Origin of the sequence: Amycolatopsis sp. NPDC049868, from assembly GCF_044461365.1 — a bacterium.
Taxonomy (GTDB): domain Bacteria; phylum Actinomycetota; class Actinomycetes; order Mycobacteriales; family Pseudonocardiaceae; genus Amycolatopsis.
Genome location: NZ_JBITKV010000007.1, coordinates 1 through 18033, shown reverse-complemented (window position 1 = coordinate 18033; position 18033 = coordinate 1). Strand labels below are relative to the sequence as shown.

Sequence of the window (18033 nt, the reverse complement as noted above, 5' to 3'; positions counted from 1 at the left end):
TAGTATGCGCCGGGACGGCGCTCTTCGCCTGTGTCCCGGCTCACTGCGCGGCCACCCAGCCCTTCACCACGTCGTCCAGCACCGCCAGCGGCAGGATCCCGTTGCTCAGCACGACCTCGTGGAAGCCCTTGATGTCGAACCGGTCCCCGAGCGCGGCCTCGGCCTCGGCGCGGATCCGTTCGATCTCCAGCCGTCCCACCATGTACGACAGCGCCTGCCCCGGAACGGCGGCGTAGCGGTCGATCTCGGCCTCGATCTCCACCCTGGCCATCGGCGTGTTCTCGACCAGGTAGTCGACGGCCCGCTGACGGCTCCAGCCGAGCGCGTGCATCCCGGTGTCGACGACCAGCCGTCCGGCGCGCATCGAATCCTGGGTGAGCATGCCGAACCTGGTCAGATCGCTCGAGTACAGGCCCATTTCGTCGGCGAGGCGCTCCGAGTAGAGACCCCAGCCTTCGACGTAGGCGTTGACGTCGGCGTGCCCGCGCAACATCGGCAGGCCCTTGAGCTTGTGCGCGATGCAGATCTGGAAGTGGTGTCCCGGAACGGCTTCGTGGAAGGCGATCGCCTCGCTCGTGTGCTTCGGGCGCTGCTCGGCCTCGTAGGTGTTCGCGTAGTAGGTGCCCGGCCGCGAACCGTCGAGCGCCGCCTCGATGTAGTACGCCAGGGTGCCGCCGGGCGCCTCCGCGGGCGGGACCGGCTCGACCTGGCACCGCTCCTCGGGCACGGTCGAGAACCACTCCGGCGCGACGGCTTCGGCACGCAGGATGGCGTCACGCGCGGCGGCGAGCAGTTCGTCGCCGTCTCGCCAGCGCAGCGCCGGGTCGGTGCGCAGCCGCTCGAAGATCTCGTCGAGATCCTTGGTACCGAAGATCTTCTCGCCCAGCTCGCGGTACTGGTCCGCCAGTTTCGAGATCATGTCGAGGCCGGTGTCGTGCAGTTCCTGCGCGGTGCGCTCGGTGGACGTGTGCGCCCGGATCAGCGCGGCGTACTTCTCCTGCCCGCCCGGAAGCGCGCAGAGACCCGGCTCGGTTTCGGGCTTCGCCACGGGACGCAGTTCGTCGGCGAGGAAATCGCGATACCGCTTGTAGGCGGGCCGGACGACCTCGGCCAGCAGCCGGTCCCGTTCGGCTTCGTAGCCCTCCACGGAAACGGACGCGGTGAGTGCCAGCGGATCCCCCGCCTCGTCGCCGAGATAGCGCTCCACGTAAGCGATCCCGCCTTCGACGAGGAAGTCGGGCGGGACCAGCCCGTCGGCCGCGGCGGCGCGCTGGCGCGCGATCAGGGCGTCCAGGTAGGCGCCCATGCCTTCCAGCCGCTTCAGGTAGCCGCGAACCTTTTCCTCGTCGTTCAGCGACAGCACCGAAAGCTCGTTGAGCATGAACAGCGCGGGCGAGGCGAGCCCGTCGCTGACCGAGAACTCCGCGGCGCGCGAATCGATGACGTCGACCATCGCCTTCGCCTGCTGGATCACGACCTCGCGGGTGACCGCCTCGGCCGGGGAAAGTCCTTCGGTGGCAAGGGCTTCGGCCCGCTCGGCGATGGCGACCGCCGACGCGCGCTGAGCGGCGGCGGCCTCCGCGCCCGGGTCGGGCAACGCGCCTTCGTCACCGGGGAGGCCGAGCAGGGAGCGCCACAGCGGAAGCTCCTCGAACTTGAGCTCCATCAGCTCCTCGGCGAGGCCGTTCGGGGTGTCGCCGTGGCCCTTCACCCAGTCGCGGACCACGCCGTCCAGCACCGAAAGCGGCAGCGAACCGCCGCCGAGCACGACGTCGTGGAAGGCCTTGATGTCGAACCGGCTGCCCAGTGTCAGCTCGGCCGCGGCGCGGATGCGCTGGATCTCCAGCCGCCCCACCATGTACGACAGCGCCTGGCCGGGGAAGGCGATGTACCGGTCCACTTCGGACTCGATCTCCACGAGCGCCATCGGCGTGTTCTCGGTGAGGAAATCGATGGCCTGGCGGCGGCTCCAGCCCAGCGCGTGCAGCCCGGTGTCGACGACCAGCCGTCCGGCGCGCATCGAATCCATGGTCAGCATGCCGAGTTTCGCGACGTCGTCGGAGTACAGGCCCATCTCGTCGGCGAGGCGCTCGGTGTACAGGCCCCAGCCCTCGGCGTACGCGGTGAAGTCACCGACGCGGCGCAGCAACGGGAGCTCGGTGAGCCCCTGCGCGAGGCTCAGCTGGAAGTGGTGGCCGGGGATGGCCTCGTGGAAGGCCGTCGCCTCGGCCGCGTGCCGGAACCGCTCCTCCGCCTTGTGGGTGTTGGCGAAGTAGATACCCGGCCGGGAGCCGTCGACCGCGGGCCACATGTAGTACGCGGCGGGCGCTCCGGGTGCCGATTCGGCGGGGACCGCCTCGACCGTCCACGGCTGCGGCGGGATCCGGCCGAACCAGTTCGGCGCCTCGGCCTCGGCCCTGGTGATGGCCGCCCTGGCGGAGTCGAGCATCTCGTCGGCGCTGGACCAGCGCAGGTCCGGGTCGGTGCGAAGCTTGGTGAAGATCTCCTGGAGGTCGCTGGTGCCGAAGACCCGGGAGCCGTACTCGCGGTACTCGGCGGCCAGGTTCGCGATCACGTCGAGACCGGTCTGGTGCAGCTCACGCGGGGTGCGGACGGTCGTGGTGTGCATCTCGGCGAGCAGGGCGTAGAGGCGCTCGCCGTCGGGCAGCCAGCAGACGCCGGGCTTGTCCTCGGGACGGCCGTGCGGCGCGATCTCCTTCGCGAGCACCTCCCGGTACTCGGCGATCGCGGGCCGGACGGCGTCGCGCAGCAGGCCGGCGCGGCGGGTCTCGAAGTCCTCGTCGGGCGCGGGCTGGCGTAGCAGAGGATCGGCCGAGGGATCGGCGAGGTGGCGGTCGAGGTACGCGACGGCGGCGTCGACCAGGTAGGCGACCGGGACCAGGCCGCGGGCCACGCCGTCCCGGTGCCGCTGCGCGGCCTGCCGCAGGTACTCCGGGATCGCCGCGATCCGCCCGAGGTGCGCCTCCGCCTGCGCGCCCGTCCCGACCGACATCATCGGCAGCACGGTCAGCACCTCGGCGGCGGGCGAGATGAACAGGTCACTGATGGTGAACTCGACGAACCGGGAGTCCAGCAGGGCGATCCTCGCCCGCGCCATCGCGATCAGGACGTCACGGGTGGTCTTCTCCTCCGCGCTCAAACCGTCGGTGGCGAGTGCCTCGGCCCGCTCGGCGAGCCCGGCCAGCCGCGCGCGGAAAGCGTCTCCCGCGGCCTCGCTGAGATCGGTGAGCCCGGTCGATTCCGGACGGAAGCCCTGCAAAGCGGGCGTGACCGGCTCGGCGTCGAAGAGGGCTTCGACGAACTCGTCGGCGAGGGCGGAGACTTCGCTCATGTTTTCTTTCCCCAGTAGTCGGTGGAGGCGGTATCCCCGACCCTAATGGAGAGCGAGTACTACCGAAGCCGGGTTTTGCCGCGCTCGGGCGGCCTCTCCCCACGGCGCCGAAGGCGAGACGGTAGCGTTCCCGGACGTGGCCGTGACCGATCCCGTGGACATCCGCCTGCTCGCCGCCCTCGCGGACCTGGGCAAGGCGGCCGTACACGAACTCGCGGCGAAGGTCGGGATGGATCCGCGCGAGGTCGCGTACCGCCTGGTCGCCCTCTCGGGCAGCGGGTTGCCCCTGCTCGTGGGTGTGGAGAGCGACCCGAACGGACTACGGTCCGCCATCGCCGGCTCGCCGCCCTCCTGGGCCCAGCAGCCCCAGCAACCTCAGCAGCCCCCTCAGCGTCCGCCAGGGCATTCCGGGCCACACAACATCCAGGGCACCCCCTCGGGGCCGTACAACGTCCAGGGGACGCCGTCGGGCGCGTACAACGTGCACGGCACGCCTTCGGGCCGCTATCCCGGTCCGCCGTCGGCTCCGGTGCGCCAGCCGATGGCGCCGCCGCAGCCACCGCCGCGGCCGCCCGCCCCACCGCAGCAGCAGTTCGCCCCGCCGCCGATGGCGCCCGCCGACCCGGTGATGAGCACCTGGGGTGTCCCCCAGACCGCGTCCTGGGCGCGCGGCGACGAGCAACAGGTCACCCCGCAGGCCGCCCCGGAGGGCAAGAAGGGCCGGACCGGTGACGTGATGGAGACTCAGGGCCTGGAGGGCGAGCAGCTCACCGTCCAGTTGCTCGAGGTACAGGACCCGGCGGACTACCTGTTCAGCGCGGCGGGCTACTCGCTGGAGGCCGGGGAACGGTCGGTCGTGGTGCACACCGAGATCACCAACCGCGGGAACATCCCGTTCGTGTCGCTCCCGGACAACTACCTCGAACTGCTCACCGCGGACGGCAAGCCGATCGCGAAGGCGCCGGTCTCGCTGACCTCGCGGCCGCCGCACAAGATCGGCGTCCGGCCTGGCGAGACCCTCGGCGGGCACACCGTCTACGTGCTGCCGGACGCCACCCGCGTGGTCGCCGTGCGCTGGTCGCCGCGGCCCGAGCCCGACGAGCGCACGCTGACCTGGTCGATCGAGGACTAGCGCACCCCTTTCCGCATTCAGAGGACTAAATGCGGAAAGGGGCTAGTTCTCGTCCTGCAGGATCCGCAGCGCGTTCGCCAGGTCGTCCGGGTACTCCGATTCGAACTCGACCCAGCGCCCGTCGGCCGGGTGGGCGAAGGCGAGCGTCTTCGCGTGCAGCCACTGCCGCGAAAGCCCGAGCTTGCGCGCCAGCACGGGGTCGGCGCCGTAGGTCAGGTCGCCGACGCACGGGTGCTTGAGCGCCGAGAAGTGCACGCGGATCTGGTGCGTGCGGCCGGTCTCCAGCTTGATCTGGGCCAGCGACGCGGCACGGAAGGCCTCGACGACCTCGTAGTGCGTGACGCTGGGCCGCCCGCCCTGGACGACGGCGAATTTGTAGTCGTGCCGGGGGTGCCGGTCGATCGGCGCGTCGATGGTGCCGCGCGTCGGGTCCGGGTGGCCCTGGACGATGGCGTGGTAGCCCTTGTCGACGGTGCGTTCCTTGAACGCCCGCTTCAGCACGGTGTACGCGTGCTCGCTCTTCGCCACGACCATCACGCCGGTGGTGCCGGCGTCCAGCCGGTGCACGACGCCCTGACGTTCGGCCGCGCCCGAGGTCGCGATGCGCAGCCCGGCGGCGGCGAGCCCGCCGACGACGGTCGGCCCGGTCCAGCCAGGGCTCGGGTGCACGGCGACGCCGACCGGCTTCGAAATCACCACGATGTCGTCATCGTCGTGCAGGATCTTCATGCCTTCGACGGGCTCCGCGACGACCTCGATGGCCGAGGCCGGGTCGGGCAGCGTCACTTCGAGCAGTCCACCGGCGGTCAGCCGGTCCGACTTCCCGGCCGGCCTGCCGTCGAGGAGGATCTCGCCGGATTCGGCCAGTTCCGCCACGACGGTGCGGGAAAGTCCCAGCAGCTTCGCCAGCCCCGCGTCGACGCGCATTCCGTCGAGCCCGTCGGGGACGGGCAGCATGCGCGCGCTCATTCGGTCGCCGCCTTCTTCTTGTCCTTTGTGGATGTTCCGTCGTAGTCCTTGCCCAGCAAGGAAAGGATCACGATGAGCACGCCGCCGACGCAGATCGCGGAGTCGGCGACGTTGAAGATCGCCCAGCCCTGCCCGTTCGGCGCGAACGCGGAGATCATGTCGACCACGTGCCCCTGCAGCGGGCCGGGGGCGCGGAAGATCCGGTCGGTCAGATTGCCGAGCGCGCCGGCCAGCACCAGGCCGAGGCCGATCGCCCAGCCGACCGAGCGCAGCCGCCGGGACAGCCAGACGATGGCGATCACGACGGCGATCGCGACCAGCGCGAGCACCCAGGTCAGCCCGGTCGCCATCGAGAAGGCGGCACCGGGGTTGCGCACCAGCTGGAAGTACACGAGCCCGCCGAGGAACTCGACCGGCTGCTTGCCCTCCAGCGTGGACACGGCGATCTGCTTGGTGAGGAGGTCGATCCCCCACAGCACCGCGGCGACGACGAACACCACGGCGACACGCTTCTTGGGCAGCGGCGGCGATGGCGGCGCGGTTTCGGGCTCTGTACTCACTCCCCCATTGTCCACTGAGCGTGTTCAGACCTCCTCGGCGGCCGCCTTCGGCCTGCTCAGCAGGGCCGCGAACGCCCCGGCGAGCGCGACGAGCGACGACAGCACCAGCGCGAGCTGTCCTTGCGCGGGCACGACCGCGCAGAGCACGAACACCGCCGCCACGGCCAGCACCAGCACGCTGCGTTCCAGCCAGGCCAGCAGCACCAGGCCCAGCGTCAGCAGGATCGCGCTCCGGGTGTCGCCGTCGAGGTCGAATTCCCAGTAGCCGACCAGATCGGCCAGCGCGATGGCGACCAGTCCGCCGAGCGCGATCGCGGCGACCTTCCACCACCGCATGGTCTTCGTCCGAAGGGCGTAGAAGAGCACCGTGCCGAGGTAGACCGCGAAGACGGCGAACAGCCAGCCGTCGTTCCGGCCGAGACCGGAGAACGACACCGAGTTCACCGAACCGAAGAAGCCGCCGTCCGCGACTCCGTACAGATCCTGAGTCAGGAACTGCCGCTCGCCCGTCGCGGGCGCGTAGGCGAACCAGCCCCCGGACCGGACCCCGCCCAGCGAGAAGGCCACCACGGCCAGCTGGGCGAATCCCAGCAACGCCAGCGGAAACCAGTAACGCGGTCGCTCGTTCCCCATGCGGGGTGAGGGTAGTGGCTCAGGCGCAGAACGGGGGCAGTTCGCGCGGATCGTTTTCCGGCACCCAGCGGCCCTCCGGCTTCTCGTACTGCCAGCGCGCGCCGCGGGCGACGATCTGGCGCAGCGCCAGGACGATCCGGTCCACGTGCTCGGTGGTGCTGCCGAGGCCGAGGCTGACGCGCACGGCCTGCTGGCCCGTCGAACCGGCGACGGCGATCAGCCGCTTGGTCGCCACGTGCGCGCAGAACGCGCCGTCCCGCACACCGATGCCGTACTCCGCGGAAAGGACCGCGGCGAGCCAGCCGGGGTCGAAGCCGTCGACGACGAAGCTGAGCGTGCCGACGCGGTCGACAGGCGCGTCGAACAAGCGCAGTTCGGCGAAGCCGGGAATGGCGGCGAGGCCGCGACGCAACCGCGCGAGCAGTTCCTCCTCATGGGCGACGATGCCGTCCCAGTTCGCGGCCAGGGTCTCGCAGGCGACCCCGAGCGCGTAGACGCCGACCGTGTTGGGCGAACCGGCTTCGTGCCGCTCAGGTCCGGAATTCCAGACCACGGATTCACGGCTGACGAGCTTCGTCGCGCCGCCGCCGGCGAGGTACGGCTGGGCCGCGCGCAGCCAGTCCGCGCGGCCGATCAGCGCGCCGGCACCGAAGGGCGCGTACAGCTTGTGGCCCGACAGCGCGACGTAGTCCACGTCCAGTTCGCGCACCGAGATCTTCCGGTGCGGCGCGAGCTGTGCCGCGTCGAGCGCGACCCGGGCGCCGTGCCGCCGCGCGACGGCCGCGATCTCCTTGACCGGCAACAGTTCCCCGGTCACGTTGGACGCGCCGGTGAGCACGACCAGCCGCGGCCCCTGCGGGCAGTCCGCGAGCGCTTCGTCCACAGCGGACACAGCGGCGAGGCGGGTGCGTGGCGTCTCGATCCGGCGGACGTTCGGCCCCTTCCACGGCAGCAGCGCGGCGTGGTGCTCGGTGTCGAATACGACGACCGACGTGTGCTTCGGCAGGCTGCGGGCGAGAAGGTTGAAGGAATCGGTGGTGTTGCGGGTGAACACGACGGTGTCGGTCGATCGCGCGTCGACGAAGTCCCGCAGGATTCCGCGTGTGCGCTCGTAGAGCTTGGTGGAGACCTGCGAGGCGAACCCGGCCCCGCGGTGCACGCTGGCGTACCAGGGCAGGAACTCGTCGACCGCGGCCCGCACCTTGTCCAGACAGGGTGCGCTCGCCGCGTGATCGAGGTTGGCGTAGCCGATGTCGCCGCCGGTGACCAGCGGAACCCGCAGATCGGCGCAGGCGACCGTCGGAATTTCGTGCGTGGCAACGGTTTCAGCAGGGGTGCCGGTGCGTTCGAGAGCGAGGGTCATGGTCATCCTCCGGGCCAGGGGACCCGACGAGGATCCCGCGCTTGCCCGCCGCACCACGCGACGAGCCAGGTCCTCACCCGGGGCACCCCACCGCGGAAGGAGGGTTGCCGGTCAGCTAGCCGGGGCTTGACGCTGACACTCGTGACCTACGGACGAAGTTAGCGGATGGGCGGGCGATCGAGCCAGCCCTCGTCCGCATCTTGAGACGCCGCTCACGTGACCAGTGAGCGGGAAGCACCGCTGCCCGGCGCCGCGCCGCGCCGGGCAACGGCAGGTCAGACCCGGAATCGGCCGGGCAGTCCGATGGTCGCGCGGGAGGAGACCTCCGTCGCGGTACCCGAGTACTGATCGGTGCCCGCGGTGAACTGCCAGCCGCCGAAGGTCTTGCCGTCGACCGCCTCGCCGTAGGCCTCGGCGACCTTGGTCGAGACCTCGTCGTAGGACTTGCCGTTCCAGTTGCCCGCGCCGACCCCGAAGTCGCGCGAGTCGCCGCTCTGGGCGGCGGCCGTGGGCAGGGTCCACAAGGTGAAGTGCACGTGGGCGCCGGTGCTGCTGCCACCGCAGGGCAGCGCGTTGCCGGTCCGGCCGAGTGCGTCGCCCGGGGCGACCTTCTGGCCGTCGGTGACCGAAATGTTCTCCATGTGGTAGTACCCGGTGCGCCAGCCGCCGTCGTGATCGACGGTCACCCAGTCGCCGCCGGAGCAGTGCTGGATCCGGACGGTGCCCGCCAGCGGGGCACGAACGGTCTTGTCACCGGGGCTGAAGTCGATGGCGTTCTTCACGCCGGAGTTCCCGTTGTCCGAGTGGATCCCCGCCGAGTAGACCGACTGGCCCGTGTCGAAGGGCAGCCCGAACGCGGGAAAGGCACCGGCCGCTGTCGCCGTCGGGGCCGAGAGAATCACTCCGACGAGTGCCGCAGTGACCCCCAGACCAGCGAACCGCACAGGACGTTTCGTCACCTTGCGTACTCCTTACCCCGTGACACTCACCCATTCGATGGAGTCGATTGCGGGGAAAGTAATCCAAAAGGAGTACGAAAGGGAAGAATTTTCTGAGATCAACCGACGAACAGCTGGTATCGGCTCGTGACCTACTGGCCGGATTCGCCCTTCCACCTGGCGAGGCGGCCCGCGCGGTCGACGGCCCGCAGGCGTCGTTCCGCCGCGTCACGGACTTCGGCGGTGGTCACGACGAGTAACTGGTCGCGTTCCTGAAGCCGGGTGTTCTTGTTCGGCGTGAAGCCGGCGCCGTCGCGGACGAGGAGGCTGATCGTCGCCCCCACCGGCAGCCGCAGCTCGGCCAGGTAGACGCCGTGCATCTTCGACCCGGTGTTGATCCGGACCTGCAGGAGTTCCGCACCCATCTCGTCGAGCGGCGCGGAGTCGACGTCGATCTCGTGCGCTTCGGCGTGCCGGGCCAGCCCGAGCACTCTCGCGAGCGGGGTCAGCGTCGCCCCTTGGAGCAGCGTCAGCACGATGACCAGCACGAACACCGCGTCGACCAGCTCCTGCGCACCGGGCACGCCGGACGACAGCGGGATCAGCGCGAGCACGATCGGAACCGCACCGCGCAGCCCTGCCCAGGACAGGAACACCTGTTCCCGCCAGGGGATCTTGAACGGCAGCGCCGACAGGACCACCGACAGCGGGCGGGCGAGCAGCAACACGACCGCCCCCGCGACGAGGCCCTGGACCAGGCTCTCGAAGATCCTGCCCGGCGAGGCGAACAGGCCGAGCAGCACGAACAGGCCGATCTGCGCGAGCCAGCCGAGCCCTTCGGCGAAGGACAGCGTGTCCGACCGGTGCGGCAGCTTCGAGTTCCCCAGCACCAGGGCCGCGACGTAGGTGGCGAGCAGCCCCGACGCGTGGGCGAGCTGCCCGCTCGAATACGCCACGACGCAAACCGCGACGGTGGCCAGCGGGTACAGACCGGTGGCGGGAAGCGCCGCCCGGCGCAGCGCGAACGCCCCGCCCCAGCCGAACGCCAGCCCGATCACCAGCCCGGCGGCGAGTTCGTAGACCACCAGCAGCGGCAGCGACCAGTCGACGGTCGCGCCCTCGGCGAGGACGACGACGGCGATGTACGCGGGGGCGTCGTTGATCCCGGACTCGATCTCCAGCGCGCCGACGAGCCGCTTCCCGATCCCCGCCGATCTCAGCACGGAGAACACCGCGGCGGCGTCGGTCGAGGCGAGTACCGCACCCCACAGCAACGCCATGCGCCAATCCAGGCCCAGCAGCCAGTGCAAGGCCGCGCCGGTGACCGCGATGCTCACCGCGACGGCCACTGTGGACAGTGCGATTCCGATTCCCAGCGAGGGTTTCACGGCCGTCCACCGGGTGGTGAGGCCACCTTCGGACAGGATCATCACCAGCGCGGCGAGGCCGAGCGACTGGGTGAGCTCCGGGTTGTCGTACTGGATGCCGAACCCGGCTTCGCCGAGCAGGACACCCATCCCCAGGTACAGCAGCAGCGAAGGAAGGCCGACCCGGATCGACACCCGGACGGCGATCACGGCGACGAGAAGCACCGCACCACCGGTGCCGAGGATGAGCGGGAGCTGCTCCATGTCGCCTCCCGTTCCGGTCGCCGTGAGGGCTCCAGAATAGTGAGGCGATGATCGTCACACGTTCGTGCACCGGTCGAAAAGTGCCCGGATAACCTGTGTTACAGACTGTCCACTACGGACTGCGCAGGGCCACCAGGTCGACACCGAGTTCCGCGAACGGTCGTTCCGCAGCGGGCAGGACCTTCACCGCGCGGTTGCCCTCACGTGACAACCAGCCGGCACTCACTCCGTGAGACAGTAACGCCGCGGCGACCCGGCCCGCCAAATGATCACGGCGCACTGTCCAATCCAGACAGTCGCGCAGCATCGGACGGCGGCCGCCGTCGATCTCCACGCCGAGCGCGTCGAGCACCGCGCGTCCGCGACCGGTCAGCGTCAGTCCGTCGGCGTCGTCGATCAGCCCGGTGGTGAGCATCCCGTCCCGCAGCGCGACGCCGACCGTCCCGGCGAGGTGGTCGTAGCAGGTCCTGGCGAACTCGAGCCGCTTCACCCGCACTGAGGACCGCAGTCCCTTCACCGGCCGGTGCTCGGCGTGCTGTGCCAAATGCTCGATCAGCTCCGCCACCCGGGGGTCGGCTATCCGGACGTAACTGTGCCTCCCCTGTTTGACCCGCACGACGAACCCGGCGTCGGTCAGCTTCGTCACGTGCTCGCTCGCCGTCGACGCGGCCACCTCGGCCGCGCCCGCCAGCTCGGTCACCGTCCAGGCGCGCCCGTCGAGCAGCGCGAGGCACATCGACGCGCGGCTCGGATCGGCGAGCACGGCCGCGACCTCGGCCAGGGCGATCGTTTCCATGCCTTCACCGTAGAAGACGCACGGTTCGGCGCCCGCCGAACCGTCAGCCTGCCAGGAACTTCGCCGCCAGCTGGACCGCGGGCTTGGAGTCGTTGGAACCTTCGAGCATGACCGCGAAGGCGACGTCACCGCGATAGCCGACGAACCAGCCGTTGGCGTCCGCACCCGAGCCGAACTGTGCCGTGCCGGTCTTGCCGAAGACGGCTCCGCTTCCCTTCAGCGCTTTCGCGGTCCCCGTCGTGCAGACCTCGCGCATCATCGCGCGGACCTGGTTCAGCACCCCGGACGGCGGGGCCTGATATCCGGCGTTGACCTTGGTCTCCAGCCCCTGCCACAGCTTCGGCACCGCCGGCTTCCCCGTGGCGACCGTCGCGGCCATGAGCGCCGCGCCCAGCGGGCTGACCTGCACCCTGCCTTGGCCGATCCCGGCCTCGACCTGCTCGTCACCGCTGCTCGACGGCTCCACCTTCCCGGTCTCCGTCGACAGTCCCGGGATCTCGAAGTCGGCGTTGAGGCCGAGCTGGCTCGCGGCCTTCGCGAGGCCGTCCGCGGGCAGTTGCCCGGCGAGCCGCCCGAAGGTCGTGTTGCACGACGCGGCGAACGCCGTCTTCAGCGAAACGGTGCCCAGATCGAACCCGTTGTCGTTCTTGAGCGTGCGGGTCCCGATCTGCTCACTGCCCGGGCAGGGCAGCGGGGAGTCGGCGGAGACCCCGCCCTGCTGCAGCGCCGCGGTCGCCGTGGCGATCTTGAAGGCCGAACCCGGCGAGTACAGCCCGTTGAGCGCCTTCGGCTGGTTCCCGGCGGCGCCGTTCTGGGCGACCGCCAGGAGTTCGCCCGAGGTCTTCATCGCGACGATGATCGCCGGTCCCCCGAAGCCGTCGACGGCCTTCTGGGCGGCGTTCTGGGACGCCACGCTCAAGGTCGAAACCAGCGGCTTGTCCGTCTCGGCCGCCTGTCCGAAAAGCGTCTCGACCGGTTTGCCGGAGACGTCGACGCGCGACACGGTGACGGTCGCTCCGGTACCGCTGTTCTCCCCGGAGGCGACCTTGGACAACGCTCCCTGCAGGATCGGGGCGACGCCTGTCGCGTCACCGCCGACGAGTGCCTTGCCATCGCGGTCGGCCACGACCGGCTTGGCCGCGACGGGGGCGAGGGAAAGCCTCTGCCCGGCTTCGAGCTTCGGGTGGATCACCGACATCGCCCAGCGGACCACCCATTTCCCGGCGTTGCGCACCAGTTCCAGCTTGCCCTCGTATTTCCAGGCGCTGTTGCCCGCGAACGTCCACGCGACGTGGAAGGTGGCCGACGTCGTGGTCGCGTTGCCCGGCGTCGTCGGGACCTCGCCGAGCGACGTCCTGACCGACGCCCCGTGGAGCGCCGCACGCGTTGCGGCCCACGCGGTCGTGGCCGCCGCCGGATCGTCGACCGGGGCGGTGTTCAGATCCCCCATGTCGAACAGCCGCAGGAAGCGGCCGGCGACCTGCGCCGGGCTCTCCTGAGCGTTCTCGGTGGAGTCCCCCTGGCCACCGCCGGAAGCCGCGGGCGCCCGGTCCTCCCTGACCAGCAGCACCACCGCGGCCACCACGATGGCGACCACCGCCAGCGCGGCGCCGATCAGGATCCCTCTTTTCCGGGCAGGACTCATGGATTCGCTCTCCCCCCATACGGCGCGTACCCTCGCGCGCCCCCGGGCGCCAGCCTGCCGATTTCCCCCGCGCAAGGCTGGCGGGCGGCGAGAAAGCGACGGTTCCGAATCCGTTTCGTGATCCCGGTGATCGAGACCCGCCTAATGCTATGAACGGCCCGTTCCTTGCAAATTTTGCAAGGAACGGACCGTTCATAGCGCTCGCGAGGGTCAGGTCTTGGTGACCGCCACGGTCACCTTCGTGCCCTCACCGACCGTCCCGGCCGAGCCGTCGGCGACGGCGCCGTACGCCACCGAAGTCGCCAACGTCTCCGAAGCGATGAACTCCTCATGTGTCTTCGCGGCCGTGACCACGTCTTCCGGCGCGTCGACCGTCAGCGCGATCCGGTCGGCGACGTCGAGCCCGGCGTCACGGCGGGCCTGCTGCACGACCCGGACCAGGTCGCGGGCCAGCCCCTCGGCCGACAGCTCGTCGGTCACCTCGGTGTCGAGCAGCACCAGCCCGGCACCGCCGGGCAGTTCCGCGGCCGCGCCGCCGCCCTTGGCGACCAGACGCCGGTCGTACTCGCCTTCGACGAGCTCGATCCCGGCGGCCACGACGGCGCCGCTCTCGGACGTCGTCCACTCACCGGCCTTGACGGCCTTGATCACCGTCTGGACGTCCTTGCCCAGCCGCGGTCCGGCCGCACGGGCGTTCACCGCGACCTCGAAACCGCCGTGCGCGGCGACGTCCGTGGTCAGCTCGACGGACTTGACGTTGACCTCGTCGCGCAGGATGTCGGTGAAGTCGCGCAGCGAGTCGGCCTCGTGCGCGGCGACGACCAGCTTGGCCAGCGGCAACCGCACCCGCAGCTTGTTCGACTTCCGCAGCGAAAGCGCCGAGGAAGCCACCTGGCGCACCCGGTCCATCGCCGTCACCAGCGCCGCGTCGGCCGGCAGGTCAAGCGCGTTCGGCCAGTCGGTCAGGTGCACCGAACGGCCACCGGTCAGCCCGCGCCAGACGACCTCCGTGGTCAGCGGCAGCAGCGGCGCCACCACCCGCGAAGTCACCTCCAGCACGGTGTGCAGGGTGTCGATCGCGTCCTGCTCGCCCGCCCAGAACCGGTCGCGCGACCGGCGCACGTACCAGTTCGTCAGCACTTCGAGGAAGTCACGGACGGTCGAGCAGGCACCGGCGACGTCGTAGGTGTCGAGCGAGTGCTCGACGTCGGTCACCAGTTCGTGCGTCTTCGCCAGCACGTACCGGTCGAGGATGTGCTTCGAATCCGTGCGCCACTGGCCTTCCACGCCCTCGGCGTTCGCGTAGAGCGCGAGGAAGTAGTACGAGTTCCACAGCGGCAGCACGGCCTGGCGGACGGCGTCGCGGATGCCCTTGTCGGTGACGACCAGGTTCCCGCCGCGCAGGATCGGGCTCGCCATCAGGTACCAGCGCATCGCGTCGGAGCCGTCGCGGTCGAAGACCTCGTTGACGTCCGGGTAGTTGCGCAGCGACTTGGACATCTTCTGGCCGTCCGAGCCGAGCACGATCCCGTGCGAGATACAGGTGCGGAACGCCGGCCGGTCGAACAACGCGGTCGCCAGCACGTGCAGGACGTAGAACCAGCCGCGGGTCTGCCCGATGTACTCGACGATGAAGTCACCCGGGTAGTGGTGCTCGAACCACTCGGTGTTCTCGAACGGGTAGTGCACCTGCGCGTAGGGCATCGAACCCGAGTCGAACCAGACGTCCAGCACGTCCTCGATCCGGCGCATGGTGGACTTCCCGGTCGGGTCGTCCGGGTTGGGCCGGGTCAGCTCGTCGATGAACGGCCGGTGCAGGTTCTCCAGCCGCACGCCGAAGTCGCGCTCGATCTCGTCGAGCGAGCCGTAGACGTCCGTGCGCGGGTACGCCGGGTCGTCCGACTGCCACACCGGGATCGGCGTGCCGAAGTACCGGTTGCGGGAGACCGACCAGTCGCGGGCGTTCTCCAGCCATTTGCCGAATTGGCCGTCCTTGACGTTCTCCGGGTACCAGGTGATCTGCTGGTTCAGCTCGACCATCCGGTCCTTGAACTCGGTGACCGCGACGAACCACGACGAGACGGCGCGGTAGATCAGCGGGTTCCGGCAGCGCCAGCAGTGCGGGTACGGGTGCTCGTAGGTCTCGTGGCGCAGCAGCACCGCGCCCTGACGGCCGGCGGAACCGGTGCCGTTCTTGAGATCCTTGATGATGTTCGGGTTGGCGTCGAACACCTGCTGGCCCGCGTAATCCGAGACGGTCGCGTCGAACTTGCCCTGCGCGTCCACCGGGGTGACCGGGACGATGCCCGCCGCGTCGGTGACGACCTTGTCCTCTTCACCGTAGGCGGGAGCGATGTGGACGACACCGGTGCCGTCCTCGGTGGTGACGTAGTCCGCGGACAGCACGCGGTGCGCGTTCTCGTGCCCGGCGAAGTACGGGAACGGTGGGGCGTAACGGGTTCCGAGCAGTTCGGTCCCGGTGTAGTGCCCGACGACGGTCGGCTCTTCACCGAGCTCGCGGGCATACGAGGCCACGCGCGCTTCGGCGAGCAGGAACCGCTTGCCGTCGCTTTCCACCACGACGTACCGCACGTCCGGGTGCACCGCGGTCGCGAGGTTGGACGGCAGTGTCCACGGGGTCGTGGTCCAGATCAGCAGATAGGTGCCGTCGAGCTCGTTGTCGTTGCCCTCCAAGCGGAAACCGACCGTGACGGCCGGGTCCTGGCGGCTGGCGTAGACGTCGTCGTCCATGCGCAGCTCGTGGTTGGACAGCGGGGTCTCGTCGCGCCAGCAGTAGGGCAGGACGCGGTAGCCCTCGTAGACCAGGCCCTTGTCCCACAGCTGCTTGAACGCCCAGATGACCGACTCCATGTAGGACAGGTCGAGCGTCTTGTAGTCGTTGTCGAAGTCGACCCAGCGGGCCTGACGGGTGACGTAGTCCTGCCACTCGCCGGTGTAGCGCAGCACCGACTCGCGGCACGCCTCGTTGAAGACGTCGATGCCCATCGCGTCGATCTCGGATTTCTCGGTGATCCCGAGCTGGCGCATGGCCTCGAGTTCGGCGGGGAGGCCGTGGGTGTCCCAGCCGAAACGGCGCTCGACGCGCTTGCCCTTCATGGTCTGGTAACGCGGCACCAGGTCCTTGACGTACCCGGTGAGCAGGTGACCGTAGTGCGGGAGACCGTTGGCGAACGGCGGGCCGTCGTAGAAGACGTACTCGTTCGAACCGTTGACGCCGGGGTCGCGGGCGTCGATCGAAGCCTGGAAGGTCCGATCGGCTTCCCAGTACGCGAGGACGCGCTTTTCCGACTCGGGGAACGAAGGCTGGGACGGGACGCCGGTCTCGCCGTCCACCTGTGCCTTGGGATACATCTTCGGTGCTCCTCGCGGTTCGTCTCTCTCGTACGGGCTTTCACCCACACGGGGACGAGACGGCCGTTTCCGGCGCGTTCCGCGGTACCACCCCGCTTGCCCGGCCGGTGATGTTCCGGCTGGGCCGCTCATTCGACGGCTGTGACGGGCCGTACCCGTCCGGTTCTACTGAGGGCGCGAGCCCTGTTCTTCCGGAGGCTCCCCGGTGATGGCCGGATCGGTGCCAGTTGATTCAAGGGTAGCGCGCGGACGCAACCGGGTTGTCACCCGGTCATCTGGACCAGGCCGACGCCTCGGGTGTGGACGGCCCTGACCGCGAAACTCCCCTTTTCGATGTCGACGTACTCCTGCTGCGGCGTCCCGCCGGCGGGAAACTCGACACCCAGCTCCGTGCCCGCCGTCACCGAGTCCATGAGGATCGCGGGACCGTCGGTCTCCCAGTGACCGCATCGTTCCCACGGTGTGGCGGGATCAGCGAGAAGCCGCTCGGCCTCGGCGAGCAACTCGCCCTCGGAGTCGGCGGCGAGCCAGCGGAGGAACGCCCGGTGTTCCGGGAGGTAACAAGTGGCGGCGGGTTCGTCGCCGAGGACCAGGCCCGTCGACCCGCCGATGGGGAGCGTGCCCGCGAGCGCGTTCACCGCGCAGGCGCGGTCGTAGTCGTCCTCGCCTCCTTCCAGGCTTCCTTTCCAGTGCGCCAAGGCGGAAACGGGCACGACGATGAGCGGGCCGCCGAGGGATTCGACCCAGGATTGAGTCCGCGTGATGGTCACGGCGGCAGTGTGCCGTGAGGGACCGACAGTTTCGGCGATAATGCGGCCATGGGTCGAGTCGAGTGGCTGGCGCTGCGGGCTGGACGACGGCAGCGCGGTCGAGGTCCTTTCCCGAGTTGCCTGCCGGTTCCGTCGAGCAGGTGTCCGTCTTCCTCGCTCCCGAAAGCGCGAGCGTGTAGGTCGTTATACAGATGTTCGGCCTATGTTCTGAGGTGCATGGTGTTCCGCCTCGGTGCCCCGGTGGGGTCGAGGTAGGCGGGTGGGGTGAATTCCGGTAGGCCGTCTTGGGCGATCTGGACTTTCCATTCACTGCGGTGGATCAGCCGGTGATGTTTGGTGCAGAGCAGGACGAGGTTGTCGATTTTCGTTTCGCCGTGGTGTCGCCAGAACACAATGTGGTGGGCGGTACAGCGGGGCACTGGCATGTCGCAGCCGGGGAACGTGCAGCCGCCGTCACGAATGGTGAGCGCGTATTTCTGGGCCAACGACACAGTCCGTTTGGAGCGGCCGATGTCCAACGGTTCGCCTGCGGTGCCGAGGACACCGGGGCGGACGCGGGCGTCGCAGGCGAGGATCCTCGCGTCGGTCGCGCTGATCGGCCCTACTAGATCCAGGTGGGCTTCACCGATGTCCCGAATCAAATCGTCGTAGGACATGGTGATGAGGATGTGCGTGGCTTCCCCGGCTTGGCCGGGGAGGTTGCGGCTGGTGGTCTTCAGCCGCACGTAGTCGGTGAAGGCATCCCCGTAGCGCTCGTCCTGTGTGCGGCGGTCGCGGACCCCGTCGATGGCCTTGTGCGGCTTGGCCATCGGATCCAAATCCGACTTCAACCGGGCGTAGGTTTCCAGGTCGAGTCGTGCTTTGAGGCCCAA

General features: G+C 69.6%; 13 protein-coding genes and 1 riboswitch. Of the genes, 1 reads left to right on the top strand and 12 read right to left on the bottom strand.

Going from position 1 to position 18033, the window contains the following annotated elements; genetic code table 11:
* Positions 1-40: 40 nt before the first annotated feature.
* Positions 41-3352: a DUF885 domain-containing protein gene (locus ACIBTM_RS27115; RefSeq protein ID WP_395879961.1), complete on the bottom strand. Its 3312-nt coding sequence runs from the start codon at positions 3350-3352 to the stop codon at positions 41-43.
* A 136-nt stretch (positions 3353-3488) separates the two neighbouring features.
* Between ACIBTM_RS27115 and ACIBTM_RS27110 the strand changes: the two genes are divergently transcribed.
* Complete coding sequence (locus ACIBTM_RS27110; RefSeq protein WP_395864054.1) at positions 3489-4484, top strand: AsnC family protein; 996 nt, start codon at positions 3489-3491, stop codon at positions 4482-4484.
* Positions 4485-4526: 42 nt separating this feature from the next.
* On the opposite strand, the gene ACIBTM_RS27105 is transcribed toward ACIBTM_RS27110, so the two are convergent.
* The 11 genes from ACIBTM_RS27105 to ACIBTM_RS27055 form a co-directional block, all read right to left on the bottom strand.
* Entirely contained in the window at positions 4527-5453 is a 927-nt protein-coding gene (locus tag ACIBTM_RS27105) for an RluA family pseudouridine synthase (RefSeq protein ID WP_395879960.1), read from the bottom strand.
* Positions 5450-6013 carry a signal peptidase II gene (gene lspA / locus ACIBTM_RS27100; protein WP_037344928.1) on the bottom strand — a complete coding sequence of 188 codons (564 nt, stop codon included), beginning with the start codon at positions 6011-6013 and terminating at the stop codon, positions 5450-5452. The genes ACIBTM_RS27105 and lspA overlap by 4 nt, the downstream gene beginning before the upstream one ends.
* A gap of 24 nt (positions 6014-6037) precedes the next feature.
* Positions 6038-6646: a hypothetical protein gene (locus ACIBTM_RS27095; protein ID WP_395879959.1), complete on the bottom strand. Its 609-nt coding sequence runs from the start codon at positions 6644-6646 to the stop codon at positions 6038-6040.
* Positions 6647-6665: 19 nt separating this feature from the next.
* Positions 6666-8009: an aminotransferase class V-fold PLP-dependent enzyme gene (locus ACIBTM_RS27090; RefSeq protein WP_395879958.1), complete on the bottom strand. Its 1344-nt coding sequence runs from the start codon at positions 8007-8009 to the stop codon at positions 6666-6668.
* A gap of 32 nt (positions 8010-8041) precedes the next feature.
* Positions 8042-8156, bottom strand: a riboswitch (SAM riboswitch).
* Between the two features lie 128 nt (positions 8157-8284).
* Positions 8285-8968, bottom strand: coding sequence for a M23 family metallopeptidase (locus ACIBTM_RS27085; RefSeq protein ID WP_395879957.1), 684 nt, complete (start codon positions 8966-8968; stop codon positions 8285-8287).
* Positions 8969-9099: 131 nt separating this feature from the next.
* On the bottom strand, positions 9100-10578 hold the full coding sequence (locus ACIBTM_RS27080) for a potassium/proton antiporter (protein ID WP_395879956.1): 1479 nt from the start codon (positions 10576-10578) through the stop codon (positions 9100-9102).
* A 112-nt stretch (positions 10579-10690) separates the two neighbouring features.
* On the bottom strand, positions 10691-11374 hold the full coding sequence (locus ACIBTM_RS27075; RefSeq protein WP_395879955.1) for an ArsR/SmtB family transcription factor: 684 nt from the start codon (positions 11372-11374) through the stop codon (positions 10691-10693).
* Between the two features lie 43 nt (positions 11375-11417).
* The gene (locus tag ACIBTM_RS27070; protein ID WP_395879954.1) at positions 11418-13019 is read right to left on the bottom strand and encodes a penicillin-binding transpeptidase domain-containing protein; all 1602 of its coding nucleotides are present in this window, start codon (positions 13017-13019) and stop codon (positions 11418-11420) included.
* A 210-nt stretch (positions 13020-13229) separates the two neighbouring features.
* Positions 13230-16391, bottom strand: a complete 3162-nt coding sequence (gene ileS / locus ACIBTM_RS27065; protein ID WP_395879952.1) for an isoleucine--tRNA ligase — start codon at positions 16389-16391, stop codon at positions 13230-13232.
* Positions 16392-16654: 263 nt separating this feature from the next.
* Positions 16655-17161 (bottom strand): Imm21 family immunity protein, encoded by a 507-nt coding sequence (locus ACIBTM_RS27060; protein ID WP_395879951.1) that lies wholly within the window; start codon positions 17159-17161, stop codon positions 16655-16657.
* Positions 17162-17361: 200 nt separating this feature from the next.
* Positions 17362-18033 (bottom strand): DUF222 domain-containing protein (locus ACIBTM_RS27055; protein ID WP_395879950.1); only part of this gene is annotated, 672 nt, incomplete at its 5' end.

Bases quoted from the DNA above. Each gene is read 5' to 3' on its own strand.
- ACIBTM_RS27115 (WP_395879961.1), bottom strand. From the start codon at position 3,352: ATGAGCGAAGTCTCCGCCCTCGCCGACGAGTTCGTCGAAGCCCTCTTC.
- ACIBTM_RS27090 (WP_395879958.1), bottom strand. From the start codon at position 8,009: ATGACCCTCGCTCTCGAACGCACCGGCACCCCTGCTGAAACCGTTGCC.
- ACIBTM_RS27095 (WP_395879959.1), bottom strand. From the start codon at position 6,646: ATGGGGAACGAGCGACCGCGTTACTGGTTTCCGCTGGCGTTGCTGGGA.
- ileS (WP_395879952.1), bottom strand. From the start codon at position 16,391: ATGTATCCCAAGGCACAGGTGGACGGCGAGACCGGCGTCCCGTCCCAG.
- ACIBTM_RS27105 (WP_395879960.1), bottom strand. From the start codon at position 5,453: ATGAGCGCGCGCATGCTGCCCGTCCCCGACGGGCTCGACGGAATGCGC.
- ACIBTM_RS27075 (WP_395879955.1), bottom strand. From the start codon at position 11,374: ATGGAAACGATCGCCCTGGCCGAGGTCGCGGCCGTGCTCGCCGATCCG.
- ACIBTM_RS27070 (WP_395879954.1), bottom strand. From the start codon at position 13,019: ATGAGTCCTGCCCGGAAAAGAGGGATCCTGATCGGCGCCGCGCTGGCG.
- ACIBTM_RS27080 (WP_395879956.1), bottom strand. From the start codon at position 10,578: ATGGAGCAGCTCCCGCTCATCCTCGGCACCGGTGGTGCGGTGCTTCTC.